This is a genomic window from Clostridium sp. Marseille-Q7071, assembly GCF_965112025.1.
The window spans coordinates 2,827,217-2,846,335 of the sequence record NZ_CBCOPR010000001.1 but is presented as its reverse complement, the minus strand read 5'-3'; the positions used below and the strand labels follow the sequence as shown (position 1 = coordinate 2,846,335).

Genomic DNA, 19,119 nt, shown 5'->3' with positions numbered 1-19,119 from the left:
TGTGAATTAGAAAAAGGAGTTCGATGAACTCCTTTTTTATTGATATATTATACAAATTCCCCCATAGATTTATTTATCTTCATTTTATAAGCTGCTATACTTAAAAATGCTAGAGTGAATAATATTAATATAGCTATATTGGGAATTAAGGCTTTAAAATGTAAATTACTCTGTATTTTTTCTATTCCATTTATAACATAGCTTTGAGGCATTAAAAAAGAGATTTTTTTAAATATTTCTCCCCTACTGCTTATAGGCCAAAAACATCCTCCTAACATACAACTAGGGACTACTATAAAGTTTGTAATTCCTCCTATTGACATTGAAGAATTTGCAAAAGATATAATTAGAACTCCAAGAGATACTACAACAGTACCAAAAGCCATCATTAATATAAAGAAATTTAAATAATTTGTGTTAAGTTTTATTATTTTTATTAAAATTAATATTACTATAAATAGCTGAAAACCTATAATTAATAGATTGGTAAACATATTCCCAAGTATATACTGTCTTGAAGAAAAAGGCGCTACACATATTCTGTAATAGGTTTTTTCTCTCTTCTCCTTTATTATAAGCTTAGAAATATTTATAGATGTATACATTAAAAACATTATAAATATTCCCATAGAATTTGTCGTAAAAACTTTTTTAGCAGTAATATCTTCTGTAGTTTTTCCCTCTAATGACAATTTTCCATTAAATTTATACCCTTTATATATATCATAAAATTCTTTGCTATTTTTACTTATCTCACTTATTATCTTTAAATTTTCTATATACATATTTATATAATTTTTAATCCATACTGTTGTATCTTGACCTTTTATAGTTAAAATTTCTATGTTTTTAGGTTCATTTTCTATAATACTATTTTCAAAGTCTTTTGGAATTATTATAGCATAAGAAATTTCACCTTTAGTAACTTTATCTTTTACTTCACTCTCCTCTATACTTAATAGACTGAATCTTTTAGTATTTTCTAAATAACTTATCATATCTTTAGATAAAGTCTCATTATCTTTATTTATAACTCCTATATTATATATTGGTATTTTACTTGAAAGCTGAATAAATAATAAAAACAATAAACTAAATATAGGAAGTAGTACATATGTGAATATAGAAGACTTCTTTTTAAATATGATTTTAAAATTATTTTTTACTATAAGGAAAGAATTTCTCATGTTAATCCTCCATTCTTTTAAATAGCATCATTGATATTAAAAATAATATTGCTGCAATACCAAAATTTAATGCTAGAGTACTATAAAATTTTGAGTAATCATTTGCATAAATTACGCTAAAGATACTATTATTTGTCCATCTAACTGGTGAAACATTAGCTAGTTTCATTAAGAATTCACTATTAAGGCTTTCTATAGACATATAGCTTCCACCTAAAAAACATAATAATACCAATAATATATTTAAAATTCCTTGACACTTTTCTCCTGGAATCATTAGAGACATTGCGCATCCAATAGATATAGCTAATATCCCTAGTGATGCTATAATTAATATTACGCTTATAAAATCTTCTCCAAAATTTATATTAAATAAATATTTAAGCACAGATATTACTATAGCAAACTGAATACAATTCACTATAAATGCTCCTATTGCCATTGCAATAAACAAATTAAGTCTATTTATTGGAGCAATTATAAGTCTGTCTAAAGTTTTACGATATCGTTCAGTATTAACTATAGACATTCCACCCATGGCACAATACATTACCATCATCAATAGCATCATTATTCCATAGTAATCTTTCGCAGGAGGACCTTTTAATTTATCTAAAGATTTTACTTCTACATAGTTATGGCTTTCAGCCTTACTTATTGCACTTACTTTTACCAAATTTTCATTAGTAACTTTATTTATCTCTATAAGAATATTAAATCTTTCTACAAAAGAATTTAGAACCAATTCCATTAATGATCCTTCAATATTATAATTTTCATTCTTATATATAATTATTTTATCTTCATTAACTTTAAGGTGAATATAAGCAGAGAACTTATTATTTTTAATTTGTTCTATGCCTTCTTCAAAACTATAAATTTCCTTTTTTTCTATATTATTTAATTCTTTTATCATAGTTTCAAAGGCTTTAGATGTTTTTCCTTGTCCTTCTATATAATATATTACAGGTTTCAAGTTAAAAACTATTTCATTTTCTAAATCACTACCAGTAGCACTCCCTAAAATTGCCGTTAAAAATATGGGAAATAAAATCATTGATATCATATATGTTTTATCTCTTAAATGCTGTTTCATTTCTTTAACTATAATACTAATAGTTCTCACTAATACCACTCCTCTTAATCTCTAAGCTTCCTACCAGTTAAGTTTAAAAACACATCTTCTAAATTAGGTAATACTGTATTTATTCCCCTTATAGAAATATTATTATCTACAAAAACTCTCACTATCTTATCCATGTTTATCATATCTTTATTAATCTCAAAAACAACAATGTTCTCTTTAATATCAATATCATTAATACCATTAATATTTTTAAGCTTGTTAATATCTATACTATCTACATTAGCAACCTGAACTTTTATATAATTGTAATCAGTAATCAGTGCCTTTAACTCTTCCTTAGTTCCTTCAGCTATTAATTTTCCATGATCCATTATGCCAACCTTACTGCATATTTCATCTACCTCTTCCATATAATGCGAAGTATATATTATGGTACTGCCCATTTTATTAAGTTTTTTTACAGAGTTTAATATGTGCTTTCTTGACTGAGGATCAATTCCTACTGTCGGTTCATCCATTATTATAATTCTAGGTTTATGCACTATAGAACAAGCTATATTTAGTCGTCTACTCATTCCTCCTGAAAAGTTTCTACAGGGTTCTTTAATTCTATCTATAAGTCCTACAAATTCTAATGCTTCTAATGATTTTTTTTCTAGTTCTTTACCTTTTAATCCATATAAACTACCAAAAAACTTTACATTTTCTAATGCTGTAAGTTCCCAATATACCGCTATACTTTGAGGTACAAGTCCTATATTTTCCTTGATAAAATTTACATTTTTTTTTATATCTTTTTCTAATATCTTTATTTCCCCCATATCACTACTTATAAGTCCACAAATCATATTTATTGTGGTACTTTTTCCTGCACCATTTGGTCCTAATAGTCCGTAAATTTCCCCATCTTCTATTGAAAAATTTATATTGTCAACAGCAGTCACATCCTTAAATCTTTTAATTAAATTATTTACTTCTAAAACTTTCATATCAAAATCCTCCATAAATTCTTTCCTTATAAATATAATATAAAAAAATAGACCTTCTCTTAAGTGGAGAAGGTCATAATTTCAATATTACTAAAGTCATACATTATCTATATAGACATAAAAATCTAAATTTAATCTATAGGATTATAGAGTTGTGATGTTAAATTATTTTAGTTTACACTTATGTAATTGAGAATTGACTATTGACAATGGACAATTATGGATATTTCTCAGCTACCACTGAGAAATTTAAAGTTTATTAATTGTAGCAGCGGACAGTGTTCGCCACATAACTGGCAATTGTATATTGCTAGTCAAAAATTCGTTTAAAGAAATTATTTTACCTAAAAATAATTTCTACCTTAATTTTCAATTCTCCATAGTCAATTCTCCATTGTATAAATTGTGCATTGCTTAAAGTAATCCTTTTAAATAATATATAGCAATTTGAGTTCTATGATTGAGGCAAGTTTTATCTAATATGGAGGAAATATAATTTTTAACCGTTCCCTCAGATATATACAAATTTAATGCTATTTCTTTATTGGATAAGCCTTCGGAGATCAATTTTATAATTTCTCGTTCCCTTCCAGTAAATTTATTATTTTCAGTAAAATTAGCTTGATTTTCTTTATCATGGCTTATTATTTTATTTATAATAGTATCTTGAAGTACTATATTTCCATTAATAACTGTATATATAGCATTTTTAATTTTCTCTGGAGAATTGTTTTTAAGCAAATATCCCATAGCCCCATATTTTAGTGCATCTTTTATATATTCATCTTCATCAAAAGTAGTTAATATCAAAGTCTTTGTGCTACATTTTGATACAATCTCTTTTAAAGCCTCTACACCATTCATAACAGGCATTCTAACATCTAACAGCGCAACGTCTATATCTTCCTTTAAACAAGCTTTAACAGCCTCTAAACCGTTACTAGCAGTGGCTACAACTGTAAATTTCTCATCCATATTTAAAATAATCTTTAAACTTTCTCTAATGAGTTCATCATCATCTGCTATTAAAATTTTAACACTCATAATATCCCCCTAAATATCAATAGGAAGTAGTGATATTACAGAAAAACCATCACTTCCATCAACTATAAGCTTTCCACCTATACTTTCACATCTTTCCTCCATTCCCCTTATTCCCATACCCTTATTTATCTTCTTTACTCCTATTCCATTATCCTTTATTTCTAATTTTATAAGTTTATTATTAATTACAGATATGTTTATTGTTATTTTATTAGCTCCCGAATGTTTCAAACTGTTGGTTATGGATTCTGTAATATTATCATATATAATTTTCCAATGAATAAAAGAAGCCTTATCTATATAGTTATCATAAAACAAAATAACTTCAACATCGCTACTTCTTCTTATTTCTTCTATCAATAACATTATTTTGCTAATACCTATTTGCTCTTTTTCTGGTTTAATTTCTTTCAATGTACTTCTTATATTATCCATTCCATCTCTTAACTTATCAATGGTATTACCAATAAGAGCTTTAGCCTTTTTTATATCCTTATCTAAAAGTAAATTTGCTGCTTCTAATTGAAATACAGTACCAGAGAGAGTATGTCCTAATTCATCATGAATTTTCTGAGATATATTATTTCTCTCTTCTAATGTAAAAGTATATTTTAACTGGGATTCAAACTCCTCTTGTCTATATATTTTATTTTTCAAAGTTTCATTTTTATTCTTTAAAATAACTGTGTCCTTTACTAACTGTTCTATAGAATTAGTAAAATGATTTAATACGTAATATATAAGGTACGTAATTAAAGTTATAAAGGTATATATCTGGATTAAATCATTAGGTAATACTAGTAAAATAATTAAAGCAATAAATACTTTTATATGTGGATAACTATTTATTTTAATATTTGTATATAAATTTAATGGTAAAAAAATAACTGTCTTATTATCTACATAAAAATACCCAAAATAAATTAACATAAACTTAATTAAAGTTAATATAAGATAAATGCTTTTCTTATGAAATATACTTTGTCCCATTGTAATAATAATATAGACTAATATAAAACCTACAGATAATATGCCAAAGTTAAAATTATTTATAATTTCTAAAATATAATATACTATTAATATAAACTCACTTATAAGCAAATAAATATCCATATTAAAATTCAAGCCCCTTTTATATATTTTATTTAAGACATGTTAAATTTACCTAATAATACTTTATTTTACATATCTAATATAACTATTATAAAAAATTTATATTACTAACACAATAAAATACAATAATACTTTATTTGATAATGATTTTCACTTGCATTTAGTTTCTTCATATGTTATTATTAAAAAGAAGAGCAAATAATATAAAATCATATATAAAATGGGTGTTCAAAGTTTATATTATAAGATTTTTTAAAATTTGCATTGTCCATTAATTACATCCAAATCTTCTAAATATACACATGAAAGGAAGCATCCGACTCTGCTTCCTTTTGCGCTTTTTTGTAAATTTTAAACCTTTAGTTCTTATCAAAATTTTACATATTAAAATGATTTATATAAAAAATTAAGGTTGTTATACTAAAAGCATAACAACCTTAAAACCTTTATAAATTTATTACTCTAAATCTACATTACTTCGATATATTACTTAGAATAATACTCTATAACCAATTGCTCAGTTATTTGTATTGGAACCTCACTTCTATCAGGTATTCTTAAAAGTCTGCCAGAAAAAACTTCCATGTCTTTCTCTAAGTATGGTAAATGTCCTATTAAAGTAGATTCAAAATTTTCTTTAAACATTTCATTTTTTCTTGATGCTTCTTTTAAAGTAATTATATCTCCTACTTCGATTCTATAAGAAGGTATATCTACCTTTTCTCCATTTACCAAAAAGTGACCATGGTTAACCATTTGTCTAGCTTGGCGAATAGAGTTTGCAAATCCTAATCTATAGACTATATTATCTAGTCTACATTCTAGCATTTTTATAAGTGCTTCCCCTGGAATTTCTTTATTTCTCTTAGCATCTTTAATAGCTTTTTTAGCATATCTACTAAATTGCTTTTCAAGTACTCCATAATAAGCTCTTAATCTCTGCTTCTCTAAAAGCTGAATACCATAATCTGATAATTTTTTATCAGCTCTAGAAGTTCCTCTCACTGCTCTTTCCATTGCTTTAGGATGACCTGCAACATTTAGTCCTAATCTCCTACATAATTTAAAGCGTGGTCCCATCATTTTTGCCATATAAATTTACCTCCAATTTTTTGGTTTGCCGCGGTATAATTTAAATGCCAAATATATTATACAATAATAAATACCAATTGAAAATAGTTTTCAATAAAAAATATATTTTTTTATATAACTTTTTTATAAAACACTAGCAATTGTATTACTAGTAAAAAATTCATTAAAGAAATTAGTTTTAATTAAACTAATTTCCACCATAATTGTCAATTATCCATTGATTACATTTTATCTACTACTTCTAATCCTATTAAACCTAATCCATTTTCTAGAACTTGAAGTGTAGATTTAACTAAATTGATTCTAGCATTCTTTGTAGCTTTATCTTCTGAATTTGCAATATTATGAGCATTATAAAACTTATTAAATGCCTTAGCTACTTCTATACAATATCTTGTAACTACAGAAGGCTGCAGTTTTTCTAGGGCATTATTTATTGCATTTTCAAAGTTTCCAAGCTCTTTAGCTAATTCAAACTCTTCTTTAGAATTTAACTTGCCATAGTCCACTTCTCCAGTTACTTCTTCTCCTACTTTTCTTAATATACTTTTACCTCTTGCATAAGTATATTGAACATATGGTCCTGTTTCACCTTCAAAACTTAGCATTTCATCCCAGTTGAATACTATATCTCTTTCCCTTGAATTTTTTAGGTAAGTAAATACTATTGCACCAATACCAACCTTTTTAGCTACTTCTTCTTTATTTTCAAGTTCTGGATTTTTTTCATTTATTATTTCTAAGGTTTTAGCCACCGCTTCATTTAATAAATCTTCAAGGAATACTACATCTCCCTTTCTTGTTGAAAGCTTTTTATCAGCAAAACGTACTAATCCAAATTCAACATGAATACAATCATCTGCCCAATCATGACCCATAAGCTTAATTGTAGTAAATACTTGTTTAAAGTGAAGTGCTTGATCCTTAGCAACTACATATATATTTTTATAAAAATCATAAGTCTTCTTTCTATAAAAAGCTGCTGCTAAATCACGAGTTGCATAAATTGTTGCTCCATCGGCCTTTTTAACTATGCATGGTGGCATATTATATTCATCAAGCATTACTACTTTAGCACCATTACTATCAGTAAGTAATCCTTTTTCATTTATTTCCTCTATAACAGCATCCATTTTATCTGTATAAAAACTTTCTCCATCAAAAGAATCAAAATTAACATTTAGGATTTTAAATAATTTATCAAACTCTTTTAAGCTTAATTCTTTAAATCTAGTCCAAAGTTTAACTTCTTCTTCATTTCCTTCTTCTAATAGTCTGAAGTGTTTTCTGCCCTCATCTTCAAGTGCTGGATTCTTTTCCGCCTCATCATGGAATTTAACATAAACTCTTAACATTTCTTTTATTGGGTCACTTTCAAGAGCTTTTTCATCACCCCAGTTATTATAGGCATATATTAATTTTCCAAACTGTGTTCCCCAGTCTCCAAGGTGATTAATTCCTATTGCATTATATCCATGAAAGTTAAATAATTTGTATAGAGAATTTCCCAGCATTGTTGTAAATAAATGTCCAACGTGGAATGGCTTTGCAATATTAGCAGAGCAATATTCAACTATTACATTTTTACCTTCTCCATTATCATTTGAACCATAATCTTGTTTTTCATTTAATATTTTTTCAATAATATTTTTAACAAAGCTTTCTTTATTAACGAAGAAGTTTAAATATGGTCCAAAAGCTTCTACCTTTTCAAAGTTTTCATCTACTATTTTTTCTTTTAGTTCAGTTGATATCATATTAGGAGCTTTTCTCATAGTCTTTGCTAAACTAAAACAAGGAAAGGCAAAATCCCCCATTTCTGGCTTTGGTGGTATTTCTATTAATTTTTCTATATTTTCCTCATCAATTTCTATATGCTTACACAATAATTTAGCTATATAATTTTTATAATCCATTATTAGACCTCCTATAACATATTAAGTTATTATTTTCTATTAAAAATAAAATTATAACTTAATAAATTAATATTTCATTTATTTTTTACATAAAAAACCCGTCTCTAAAATAAGAGACGGGTGTAATATCCGCGGTACCACTCTAGTTGACAAAAGTCCACTCAATATTTTAACGCTTCTAGCGACAAACCCTATGCAAATAATTAATAAATTTTATAACTAAAACTTATTTATCCTTTCAGGTAGCTTCTCCAAGGTTCTCTTCCTATCTAATTATTAGATGCCTCTATGTTACCATTTTAGCTTCTTATCTTCTTACAGAGCTTCCACCATGCCTCTACTCGCTTTAAAGTTTATAAGAAAGTACTGTCCTCTTCACAGAATTTTAATATTAAATTATGTTATATATTATATCCAATTTTAAAATTTTGTCAACAAAATAACTAGTTTATTTATACATTTCTGCAACTTTTCCTTGAACTTCCTCATTTTCTAAATACTCATCATAAGTCATTGCTCTATCCATGATTCCTTTAGGAGTTATTTCAATTACTCTATTTGCAACTGTTTGTATAAATTGATGGTCATGAGATGTAAATAATATAGTTCCACTAAAATTTATTAGACCATTATTAACTGCTGTAATAGATTCAAGGTCTAAATGGTTAGTAGGTTCATCTAAAATTAATACATTAGCAGAGCTTAACATCATTTTAGATAACATACAACGAACTTTTTCCCCTCCAGATAGAACAGAAGCTTCTTTTAGTGCTTCTTCTCCTGAAAATAACATTCTTCCTAAAAAACCTCTTATAAAACTTTCAGATTTTTCTTCTGAAAATTGTCTTAGCCAATCTACTAAATTCAAATTACACTCATTAAAATATTCAGAGTTGTCCTGTGGAAAATAAGCTTGAGATGTAGTAACGCCCCACTTAAATTCTCCATTATCTGCTTCCATTTCCCCCATAAGTATTTTAAATAGTGTAGTTTTTGCTATACCATCTCCTAGAAATGTTATCTTATCACCTTTATTAACCATAAAACTAACATTATCTAAAATTTTAACTCCATCTATAGTTTTACTTAAATTTTTAACTTCTAATAAATCATTTCCGGCTTCTCTTTCTGGCTTAAATCCAACAAAAGGATATCTCCTTGAAGATGGGCTAATATCTTCTAGAGTAAGTTTATCTAGTTGCTTCTTTCTACTTGTAGCTTGTTTTGCCTTTGAAGCGTTAGAACTAAATCTAGCAATAAAAGCTTGAAGCTCCTTAATTTTTTCTTCTTTCTTTTTATTTTGATCTTTGGACATTTGAAGAGCTAATTGGCTTGATTCATACCAAAAGTCATAGTTTCCTACATAAAGCTGAATCTTTGCAAAATCTATATCAGCCATATGAGTACAAACTTTATTTAAAAAGTGTCTATCGTGAGAAACAACTATAACTGTTCCTTCAAAATCAAGAAGAAAATTTTCAAGCCATTTAATAGATTTTACATCTAAATGGTTAGTAGGTTCGTCCATTAATAGTATATCTGGCTTTCCAAAAAGAGTTTGTGCTAATAGCACTTTAACTTTTTCTGATCCATTTAAGTCTTTCATTAATTTATAATGTAATTCTTCATTTATTCCTAATCCATTTAATAGTGTAGCTGCTTCACTTTCTGCTTCCCAACCATTAAGTTCTGCAAATTCGCATTCAAGTTCTGAAGCTCTTATGCCATCTTCATCAGAAAAATCTTCTTTAGCATATAATGCATCTTTTTCTTCCATAATTTTAATTAATCTTTGATGACCCATAATAACAGTTTTTAAAACTTCTACTTCATCATAAGCAAAGTGGTCCTGCTTTAATACTGCTAGTCTTTGTCCTGGAGTTATTGAAACTTCTCCTGTATTAGCTTCTAGCTCTCCAGATAATATTTTCAAAAATGTAGATTTACCTGCTCCATTAGCACCTATAACTCCATAACAATTTCCTTCAGTAAATTTTATATTAACATCTTCAAACAGCTTACGTGCACCGTATCTTAAGCTAACATTAGTTGCTTGTATCATATGTTATTACCTCCAATTTATTATTCTTTTTATTACATTGATAATTATAAATTTATTTAAAATAATTAATTTTTTTACTTTCACTTATTTATGTATAAATAATATTTATAAAACGCAAGTCCTATTATATCATATAAAAGGACTGTGAACTACTACCACTTACTTAGTACTTACTTAGTTGAAGTTATAGCTTCATGGTCAATATTCCTATTGGAACAAGTTTACCCATGCTCAAAAGGTCATTCCAACCTCACTAATTACTAAAATTATATTGCTAATTTCAGTAGATTTTTACTAGCATTTATATCTCTATCGTGATGTACACCACAATTCGGACAAGTCCACTCTCTAAGTGCTAATTTTTTCACTTCTGAATTTTTATACCCGCACTCTGAACATAATTGACTACTAGCATAATTACTAGGTGCTATTATAAATTCTCTTCCATACCATTTAGATTTGTATTCTAGCATCTTTCTAAATTCTGACCAACTAGCTTCACTTATAGCTTTTGCTAATTTATGATTCTGCTGCATGTTCTTAACTTTTAAGTCTTCAATAACTATAGATTGGTTTTCTCTAATTAGTTTTATTGATAATTCATGTAAGAAATCTGCCCTTTGATTTTCTATCCTTTTATGTAATTTAGCTACTTTTAATCTTGCTTTATTTCTATTATTACTTCCTTTTGCTTTCTTGATAAGTCTTTTTGTAACTTAATTAATCTTCTTTCTGATCGTCTAAGATGCTTTGGATTAGGCTCTTTGTATCCATCTGAGCATACTAGAAATTCCTTAAGCCCCATATCTATGCCTATTTTCTTTTCTATCTTAGGTAATTGTATATTTTCAGTATCCACTAAAATTGATATATAATATTTACCACTAGGGACTTGATTTATAGTGCAACTCTTAATTAATCCGTTGAATTGCCTATGTTGTTTTATCTTAATCATTGTTTTTAATTTTGGTATTTTTATTTTATTATTTTCAATATATACAGTACCTTTTTGATTATTAGTAGTATAACTATGATAATTTATATTTTTGCTTTTGAATTTTGGAAACCCTACTGATTTATCTCTGAAAAAGTTTTTATACGCTTTGTCTAAATTTAATTGTTCATTAGAAAGTGCTAAACTATCAACTTCTTTCAGCCAAGGAAATTCATATTTATATTGCGCTGGTGTAGGATATTTAATTTTTAAATATCTAAATCTTTATTTTCTTCATAGGCTTTAATCCTATCACTCAACATTTTGTTATAGACGAACCTAGCACAACCAAATGTTTTAGCTAAATATACTCTCTGTTCTTGATTAGGATATATCCTATATTTATAAGCTTTTAGCACAATATCACCTTATTTCTCATTTTATTTAGTTAGCACCAATTCATCTCCCACCTAAGAAGATGGGAGAATTCTTGTTGAAATTATGTTAAACTAATAAATTTCAGCATATATTGTTATTTAAATTTTTTCTCAGAAGTTTTCTTATTTTTTGCTTCTTTATATGTTTTTTCTTTACTATTTTTATTATTATTCTTAAATTTAGTTTTTGGTTTAGACGTTATGCCTTTATCTTTCTTTATAAACTGTTTTTCTTTAGGATTAATAATTTTACCATAATATATATCCTTTAAATCAATATTAATCTTAAATTTATTTTTATATTGAGAAATAATAGTTTCTTCTCTTTCTGTTACTATTGATATGGCTACGCCTCTTTCATTACCCCTTCCACATCTTCCTACCCTATGTATATAATCCATTGAGTTTTCTGGTATATCTAGATTTATAACATGGGTGACACCTTTAATATCAAGACCTCGAGAGGCCAAATCAGAAGAAACTAATATATTAGATTTACCATTAATAAAAGCATCCATAGCTTTTTTTCTATCACTTTTAAAAGATGTACCATGAATTGATTCAGCTTTTAGTTTATGATATCTAAGCTTCTCTGCCATTATTTCAATCTCATCACTTTTATTAATAAATACTATTGCTTTTCTAGGATTTAAAGCTGCTACTAATTTTCTTACCATAAGAATTTTATCTCTTCTATCGCAAATAAAATATATATGATCAATATTTTTATTTGTTACATTTTCTACTTCACTTTTTATAATAATAGGTTCCTTCATCATTTCCTTTGAAAAATTAATAACTTCTTCTGTTAAAGTTGCTGAAAAACATAAGACTTGCCTTTCTCTTAAAGTAGTCTTTATTACAGCTTTTGTATTTTCTATGTTATTTATATCTAATAGCTTATCGCATTCATCTATAATTATAGTTTTTATTGTGTGACCAGAAATCTTCTTCATTTTTATTAATTCTAATATTCTTCCAGTAGAACCAACAATTATATGGGGTTTTTCTTTTAACTTTTCTACTTGACGCTTAATATTTACATTTCCAATTATAACTGAAGAGGTTATATTGTAATTACTATTTTTAGACAAAGTATCTACTACCTTTTGTACTTGTACTGCTAACTCGTGGGTAGGAGTTAATATTATAGCTTGATTTTCTCTTTTTGAAGCATCAATTTTTTGAAAAAGAGGTAACAGATAAGCTAAAGTTTTTCCACTACCAGTTTCTGATTGTGCAACTACATCTTTATTGTCAGATATATATGGTATAGATTTCTGTTGTATTTTTGTTGGTATCCTTATTTCTTGTACACCTAAACCCTTAATTATATTTTCACTTATATTTAAATCACTGAAACTATTTGTCATCTTTCTCTCTCCTTAAGCTTTCCTATAAGGCATCTGAAAGAAAATAATAGATCAAAGATGTTAGTATATTTTAAGCATATGAAATAAAATAGCTAGTTAAAGATGCGAAATATATTTCATATCAGACAAGAAGACAGGTTTTCATGATAGTTTAACTATCATGGAGTTCTGACGACGCAGTATGATACAAAATAGATGAGTATACTGACTAGTTATTTTTTTGAATATGCCTCCATATCAGACAAGGCGTTAGGTTCTGCTCATAGTGGCGCTATGGGCGGGTTCTGACGACGTAGTATGATGGAAAATAGGCTAATATACTGGTCTATTATTTTTTTGAAGATGCCTAACTTTGTAAACTACATAAGTATACAGGAAAAAATGTTAAATTGAAATAATTTTAACTTTATTATTAGTATTATTTAAATTCACTTATTATAAACATATTGAAATTTCATATGTCTTATAGAACATAAGTTTGATATTTAAAATTTCTTATGATATAATTTCTCTAAGAAATGAGGTGGTTCTATGGCTGATGTTAAGAATAATAAACAAATTGAAATATATGAATTTTTAAAAGAACAAATATCCACAAAAGGTTATCCGCCTTCTGTTAGAGAAATATGCGAAGCAGTAAATTTAAAATCAACCTCTACGGTTCATGGTCATCTATCTCGTCTTGAAAAAAAAGGACTTATAAGACGTGATCCCACTAAACCTAGAGCAATAGAGCTTTTATTAGGCTCTCCAATAAAAAAAGAGTTAATAGATATTCCTATAGTAGGTAAAATAACTGCTGGTGAGCCTATACTTGCTCATGAAAGTATTGAAGATACATTTTCTATGCCAATAAATTTTATAAAAAATAAAAATGATCTTTTTATATTAAAAGTTTCTGGAGAAAGTATGATTGAGGCTGGAATATTTGATGGTGATTTGGCGATTATAGAAAAAACTTCTGTAGCCAATAATGGTGATATTGTAGTAGCTCTTATCGAAAATGAGGCTACAATTAAAACTTTTTATAAGGAAGATGGCTATATAAGACTTCAACCCGAAAATGCTTCGATGAATCCAATTTTAGTAAAAGATTGTACTATTCTTGGAAAGCTTGCAGGGTTATATAGAAAGTATTAATAAAAGCGTGACAAAATGTCACGCTTTTATTATGCAAATATTTTCCCTAATGCAATTAATATTCCTGTTTTAGCGTGGTCAAAAGTCAATCCACCTTGAAGATATGCTATAAATGGATCTCTAATTGGAGCATCAGCAGATAACTCTATTGAAGAACCTTGAATAAAGGCACCTGCCGCCATTATAACTTGATCACTATATCCTGGCATATCCCACGGCTCACATTCTACAAAAGAATCTATTGGTGATCCTGCTTGAATTCCTTTGCAGAATTTTATTAATTTCTCTTTATCATTAAACTTAATTGCTTGAATTATATCGCTTCTTTCATCATTATACTTTGGAAGAACCTCAAAACCTGCTAATTCCATAATTCTAGCACAAAATATTGCTCCTTTAACTGCTTCAATAGCAATATGAGGTGCTAAGAATAATCCTTGGAACAGTGTTCTCATTACTCCAAAGGTAGAACCGCATTCTCCACCTATTCCTGGTATAGTTAACCTATATGCTGCTTGATTTACGTACTCTTCTTTTCCAGCTATATATCCTCCAGTTGGAGCTATACCTCCACCAATATTTTTAATAAGCGAACCTGCTACCAAGTCTGCTCCTACATCTGTAGGCTCGATAATCTGTATAAATTCACCATAACAATTATCTACGAAACATATTATATCTTCATTTATTTCCTTAACTGCTTTAATTATCGGTCTTATATCTTCTACTAATAAGGATTTTCTCCAGCCATAACCTGTTGATCTTTGAATATGTACTAATTTTACAGTATTATCTTCTCTTAATATAGATTTCATAGCTTCTATATTAACTTTTTTATTTTCTTCCAAATCTATCTGTTTATAATTTACACCATACTCTTTTAATGAACCTATATTTTTCTCTTCACTAATTCCAATTATGCTATGAAGAGTATCATAAGGTGCTCCACAAACACTAACCATTGTATCACCAGGCCTCAAATTTCCAAATAAGGCTGCACCAATAGCATGAGTGCCATTAACAAAGTGAGGTCTAACTAAAGCAGCTTCAGTATTAAATACTTTAGCATAAACTTTATCTAAGGCATCTCTTCCTATATCTCCATATCCATACCCAGAAGAATTAGTAAAATGCATATCACTTATTCTTTCCTCTTGAAGTGCATTTAAAACCTTAAGCTGATTATATTCTCTTATTTCATCTAATTTTTCAAATTGTGGTTTTACATCTTCTAATGCATTTTCATAAAGCTCTAAAAGCGTAGAATTTATATTATATTTTTTCATTAGAAACTCTTTAGTTATATCTATCATAATTCATATCTCCTTATACAAAAACTACCTTCATAATACTAACATAGTAAATAATAATAATCAAATCTCAATAATTTACTTGAATAAGAGTTTTATGAGCTAAGTCATATTAAAAAAATAGTCAGTATAGCGTAAAATATACATAACTTTTGACTAGTTATTTTCTTTAGTATGCCTAAAATAAAATATACCTAGATTTTTTAATCTAAGTATATTTTATGTATTTAATCTTCATTAGAATTTTCATTTGAACTATTGAATAAAATTGGTCTTAGAGGAGTAATTGTTGATATAGCATGTTTATAAATTAGCATTTGTTTTCCATCAGAATATAAAATAACTGTAAAGCTATCAAAACCAGTAACATTACCCTTTATTTGAAATCCATTTGTTAAATGTATTGTAACTGGCACTTTGTTTTTTCTAGCACCATTCAAAAATATATCTTGTAAATTATTTGTAGATTTACTCATTAAAAACACCTCCGTAAATATAATTAACTTATTCTATGAATAATTATAAAATCCTTTTATTTGGGAAATTATTTAGTTTTAATTATTCATTAATATTTTTCTTTTAAAATCTTCTTCGATAAACTTAGCAACTTCATCATCATTATTGAACCTATCTTTGTCTACCCAAACTACTCTAGGATCTTTTCTAAACCATGTAAGCTGCCTCTTAGCATAATTTCTACTAAATTGCTTAATCATATCAATAGATTTTTCTAAAGATATCTCGCCTTTTAAGTGATATAGTAGTTCTTTATACCCTATTCCTTTCATAGATTGCATATCTTCAGTATACCCTTTATTTTTTAATGCAATTACTTCTTCTAAGAGTCCTTTTTCCATCATAATATCTACTCTTTTATTAATTCGTTCATAAAGCTTTTCTCTATTCATGGTTAGTACATAGTAATATACATTATAAGGTATATCATAAATATTTTGTTCAGCTAAGTACTCACTCATAGTCTTACCTGTAGTCTTATATACTTCTAATGCTCTAATCACTCGCTTTAAATCATTGGGATAAAGCTTCTGAAAACTGTCTTCATCTATTTCTTTAAGCATATTATGAACATAATCCTTGCCATTTTGCTCTGCTAGACTGCTTAAATACTCTCTATACTTTTCATCCTTACTGGTATCACCAAAACTATAATTGTAGATAAGGGAGTTAATATAAAGCCCTGTACCTCCTACCACCATAGGTAGCTTATTTTTATCATAAATTTTGTGGATAGCATCTTCAGCGTATTCTTTAAATTGAGCCACACTAAATTCTTCACTTGGATTAATAATATCCACTAAATAATGTTCTATTCCCTTCATTTCCTCTCTAGTTATCTTAGCAGATCCAATATCCATTTCTTTATATATTTGCATTGAATCACAGGAAATTATCTCACCATTTAGTTTTTTTGCCAGCTTAATGGATATTTCAGTTTTTCCCACTGCAGTTGGTCCTGCAAGAATAAACAAATCCTTCATAAAATCTCACCTAAACTCTATTCTATTGTATTCTTTTAAATCTTTTTTCTAGTTCATTTAATGTTATTTTGATCATAGTAGGTCTCCCATGAGGACAAGTAAATGGTTCCTCAATATAACGCAAATCTTCCATTAACTTCTCCATCTCCATTATTGATAACTTATCATTAGCTTTTACTGCTGCTCTACATGCAAGAGAAGCTATTTTATTATACTTAACTTCTGTAGTTTCTCCACTACCTAGTTTTTTTAAATTATCTAATATTTCGTAAAATAGAGATTTTACATCAGGCTTACCTAAAAACATAGGTACTTCTCTTATACTTATAGTATTATCGCCAAAATCTTCAATTTTGAACCCAGCATTCTCAAAAGCTTCTACATTTTCGCTATAATAAGGAAAATCTTCATAAGTTAGTTCAATAACTATTGGAGTTAATAAAATTTGAGACACTACTTCCAATTTTTTTATTGATGTTCTATATTTTTCGAAAAGATACTTTTCATGAGCAGCATGCTGATCAATTAATATCAATTCATTATTGCTCTCACCTATTATATAAGTATTATTAAACTGTCCAATAATATTTATATGACCAAACTTAGGTTGTAAACTTAAGTTTTCTATAGGGCTTTCTTCTATATTATTTATTTTTAAAGTTTTAGTACTTATAGTTTCATTTTCAAATTTTTCTTCAGGTTTTTTTACTAATTCTTCTTTTGTTTCAAAGTTATTTATTAAATCAACATTTTTTAATGGTTTTAGATCTATAGGTATAGATTGAAATTCAATATCCTTATTGGATATTTTTCTTTCAAAAATACTATCATTAAAGGCTTCTTGTTCATATTTAGGTTGTATATAATTATTATCTACAACTTCCTTTTCCTTTACAACTAAAACATCCTCTTCAATACTAAAAGAATGCTGCATATATTCCCTTAATGCACTATGAACTCCATCAAATACTAACTTGAATATAGATCTATCATCAAAGAACTTAATCTCCGCTTTAGTAGGATGGACATTAGGATCAATGAATTCAGGAAAAATATCTAAAAATAATACGAAGAAAGGAAATTTATTTATTGTTAAGAAAGATTTAAAGGCATTCTCTATTGCTGCAGTTATTGTACTATTTTTTATAAGTCTCTTATTTACAAATATAGATTGCCTGTTTCTACTACCTCTGCTTATCTCAGCATTTCCAATAAAACCATGAACAGAAACTATATCATTATATTTTTCAAAAGGAATTATATTTTCCTTTACTTCCTTGCCATATAACACTCTAATAGTCTCTACTATATCTTCTGTGCCATAAGTATTTATAGTTACTTTCCCTTTATTAATTAGTTTAAAGGATATGTCATGATTTCCTAAGGCTAATCTCAGCACTAAATCAGAAATTAATGAAGCTTCCCTTTGAGCTGATTTTAAAAACTTTTGACGAGCAGGCACATTGAAGAATAAATCTCTTACCTCTATAGTAGTTCCATCATTACAAGCTGTATCCATAATATGAACTACCTTGCCTCCCTCAACATATATCTCCTTTCCAAAGGGTTCATCCTTAGTTTTACTCTTTAATGTAACTTTTGATATAGATGCTATGCTAGAAAGGGCCTCCCCCCTAAAGCCAAAACTATTAATATTATATATATCTTCTATACCTCTAATTTTACTTGTGGCATGTGGCATAAAGGCTTTTTCTATATCTTCAGGATGAATACCATCTCCATCATCACTGATTTTAATCAATTTGTTGCCACTATCTTCTATTTCAATAATAATATTTTTTGAATTAGCATCAACACTATTTTCAATAAGTTCTTTTACAACAGAACTTGCCCTTTCTACAACCTCACCTGCCGCAATTTTATTTGAAGTTTCAAAATCTAAAATATTAATTCTTTTCAAAAAATCACCTCCTAT

Annotated in this window: 15 protein-coding genes and 1 pseudogene; 1 reads left to right on the top strand and 15 read right to left on the bottom strand. The window is 27.6% G+C overall.

All coding sequences use genetic code 11. From position 1 onward, the window contains the following. Window positions 1–47: 47 nt before the first annotated feature. From ACWPW7_RS13390 to ACWPW7_RS13340, 11 genes and pseudogenes are all read right to left on the bottom strand, one after another. Window positions 48–1,187: an ABC transporter permease gene (locus tag ACWPW7_RS13390; protein WP_454053905.1), complete on the bottom strand. Its 1,140-nt coding sequence runs from the start codon at window positions 1,185–1,187 to the stop codon at window positions 48–50. A gap of 1 nt (window position 1,188) precedes the next feature. Beyond that, complete coding sequence (locus ACWPW7_RS13385) at window positions 1,189–2,313, bottom strand: ABC transporter permease (RefSeq protein ID WP_454053904.1); 1,125 nt, start codon at window positions 2,311–2,313, stop codon at window positions 1,189–1,191. Window positions 2,314–2,327: 14 nt separating this feature from the next. Next, complete coding sequence (locus tag ACWPW7_RS13380) at window positions 2,328–3,263, bottom strand: ATP-binding cassette domain-containing protein (RefSeq protein ID WP_454053903.1); 936 nt, start codon at window positions 3,261–3,263, stop codon at window positions 2,328–2,330. A gap of 414 nt (window positions 3,264–3,677) precedes the next feature. After that, window positions 3,678–4,307: a response regulator transcription factor gene (locus ACWPW7_RS13375; RefSeq protein ID WP_454053902.1), complete on the bottom strand. Its 630-nt coding sequence runs from the start codon at window positions 4,305–4,307 to the stop codon at window positions 3,678–3,680. A gap of 9 nt (window positions 4,308–4,316) precedes the next feature. Next, complete coding sequence (locus ACWPW7_RS13370; RefSeq protein WP_454053901.1) at window positions 4,317–5,420, bottom strand: sensor histidine kinase; 1,104 nt, start codon at window positions 5,418–5,420, stop codon at window positions 4,317–4,319. A 486-nt stretch (window positions 5,421–5,906) separates the two neighbouring features. After that, window positions 5,907–6,512, bottom strand: a complete 606-nt coding sequence (gene rpsD, locus ACWPW7_RS13365) for a 30S ribosomal protein S4 (RefSeq protein ID WP_454053900.1) — start codon at window positions 6,510–6,512, stop codon at window positions 5,907–5,909. A 221-nt stretch (window positions 6,513–6,733) separates the two neighbouring features. After that, the gene (gene argS / locus ACWPW7_RS13360) at window positions 6,734–8,428 is read right to left on the bottom strand and encodes an arginine--tRNA ligase (protein ID WP_454053899.1); all 1,695 of its coding nucleotides are present in this window, start codon (window positions 8,426–8,428) and stop codon (window positions 6,734–6,736) included. A 448-nt stretch (window positions 8,429–8,876) separates the two neighbouring features. Next, window positions 8,877–10,490, bottom strand: coding sequence for an ABC-F family ATP-binding cassette domain-containing protein (locus ACWPW7_RS13355; RefSeq protein WP_291561901.1), 1,614 nt, complete (start codon window positions 10,488–10,490; stop codon window positions 8,877–8,879). A 266-nt stretch (window positions 10,491–10,756) separates the two neighbouring features. After that, a pseudogene (locus ACWPW7_RS13350) lies at window positions 10,757–11,646 on the bottom strand (RNA-guided endonuclease TnpB family protein). 47 nt (window positions 11,647–11,693) lie between these two features. Further along, window positions 11,694–11,843 (bottom strand): helix-turn-helix domain-containing protein, encoded by a 150-nt coding sequence (locus tag ACWPW7_RS13345; RefSeq protein ID WP_454053898.1) that lies wholly within the window; start codon window positions 11,841–11,843, stop codon window positions 11,694–11,696. Window positions 11,844–11,956: 113 nt separating this feature from the next. Next, window positions 11,957–13,234 (bottom strand): DEAD/DEAH box helicase, encoded by a 1,278-nt coding sequence (locus ACWPW7_RS13340; RefSeq protein WP_454053897.1) that lies wholly within the window; start codon window positions 13,232–13,234, stop codon window positions 11,957–11,959. A 531-nt stretch (window positions 13,235–13,765) separates the two neighbouring features. On the opposite strand from ACWPW7_RS13340, the gene lexA reads away from it, so the two are divergent. Continuing rightward, a complete protein-coding gene (gene lexA / locus ACWPW7_RS13335) occupies window positions 13,766–14,374 on the top strand; it encodes a transcriptional repressor LexA (RefSeq protein WP_454053896.1) in 609 nt (202 codons plus the stop codon). A 29-nt stretch (window positions 14,375–14,403) separates the two neighbouring features. Here the strand turns inward: lexA and ACWPW7_RS13330 are convergent, their stop codons facing one another. The 4 genes from ACWPW7_RS13330 to mutL all read right to left on the bottom strand — a co-directional run bounded on the left by ACWPW7_RS13330 (window position 14,404) and on the right by mutL (window position 19,104). Next, window positions 14,404–15,687, bottom strand: a complete 1,284-nt coding sequence (locus tag ACWPW7_RS13330; RefSeq protein WP_454053895.1) for a methionine gamma-lyase family protein — start codon at window positions 15,685–15,687, stop codon at window positions 14,404–14,406. A 224-nt stretch (window positions 15,688–15,911) separates the two neighbouring features. Beyond that, window positions 15,912–16,160, bottom strand: a complete 249-nt coding sequence (hfq, locus tag ACWPW7_RS13325; RefSeq protein WP_291561910.1) for an RNA chaperone Hfq — start codon at window positions 16,158–16,160, stop codon at window positions 15,912–15,914. A 78-nt stretch (window positions 16,161–16,238) separates the two neighbouring features. Further along, window positions 16,239–17,183, bottom strand: coding sequence for a tRNA (adenosine(37)-N6)-dimethylallyltransferase MiaA (miaA, locus tag ACWPW7_RS13320; protein ID WP_454053894.1), 945 nt, complete (start codon window positions 17,181–17,183; stop codon window positions 16,239–16,241). Window positions 17,184–17,205: 22 nt separating this feature from the next. Then, window positions 17,206–19,104: a DNA mismatch repair endonuclease MutL gene (gene mutL / locus ACWPW7_RS13315; protein ID WP_454053893.1), complete on the bottom strand. Its 1,899-nt coding sequence runs from the start codon at window positions 19,102–19,104 to the stop codon at window positions 17,206–17,208. Window positions 19,105–19,119 lie beyond the last annotated feature (15 nt).

Coding starts and splice junctions, on each gene's coding strand:
- ACWPW7_RS13390 (WP_454053905.1), bottom strand. CDS start 1,187: ATGAGAAATTCTTTCCTTATAGTAAAAAATAATTTTAAAATCATATTT.
- ACWPW7_RS13380 (WP_454053903.1), bottom strand. CDS start 3,263: ATGAAAGTTTTAGAAGTAAATAATTTAATTAAAAGATTTAAGGATGTG.
- ACWPW7_RS13375 (WP_454053902.1), bottom strand. CDS start 4,307: ATGAGTGTTAAAATTTTAATAGCAGATGATGATGAACTCATTAGAGAA.
- ACWPW7_RS13370 (WP_454053901.1), bottom strand. CDS start 5,420: ATGGATATTTATTTGCTTATAAGTGAGTTTATATTAATAGTATATTAT.
- rpsD (WP_454053900.1), bottom strand. CDS start 6,512: ATGGCAAAAATGATGGGACCACGCTTTAAATTATGTAGGAGATTAGGA.
- argS (WP_454053899.1), bottom strand. CDS start 8,428: ATGGATTATAAAAATTATATAGCTAAATTATTGTGTAAGCATATAGAA.
- ACWPW7_RS13355 (WP_291561901.1), bottom strand. CDS start 10,490: ATGATACAAGCAACTAATGTTAGCTTAAGATACGGTGCACGTAAGCTG.
- ACWPW7_RS13340 (WP_454053897.1), bottom strand. CDS start 13,234: ATGACAAATAGTTTCAGTGATTTAAATATAAGTGAAAATATAATTAAG.
- lexA (WP_454053896.1), top strand. CDS start 13,766: ATGGCTGATGTTAAGAATAATAAACAAATTGAAATATATGAATTTTTA.
- ACWPW7_RS13330 (WP_454053895.1), bottom strand. CDS start 15,687: ATGATAGATATAACTAAAGAGTTTCTAATGAAAAAATATAATATAAAT.
- hfq (WP_291561910.1), bottom strand. CDS start 16,160: ATGAGTAAATCTACAAATAATTTACAAGATATATTTTTGAATGGTGCT.
- miaA (WP_454053894.1), bottom strand. CDS start 17,183: ATGAAGGATTTGTTTATTCTTGCAGGACCAACTGCAGTGGGAAAAACT.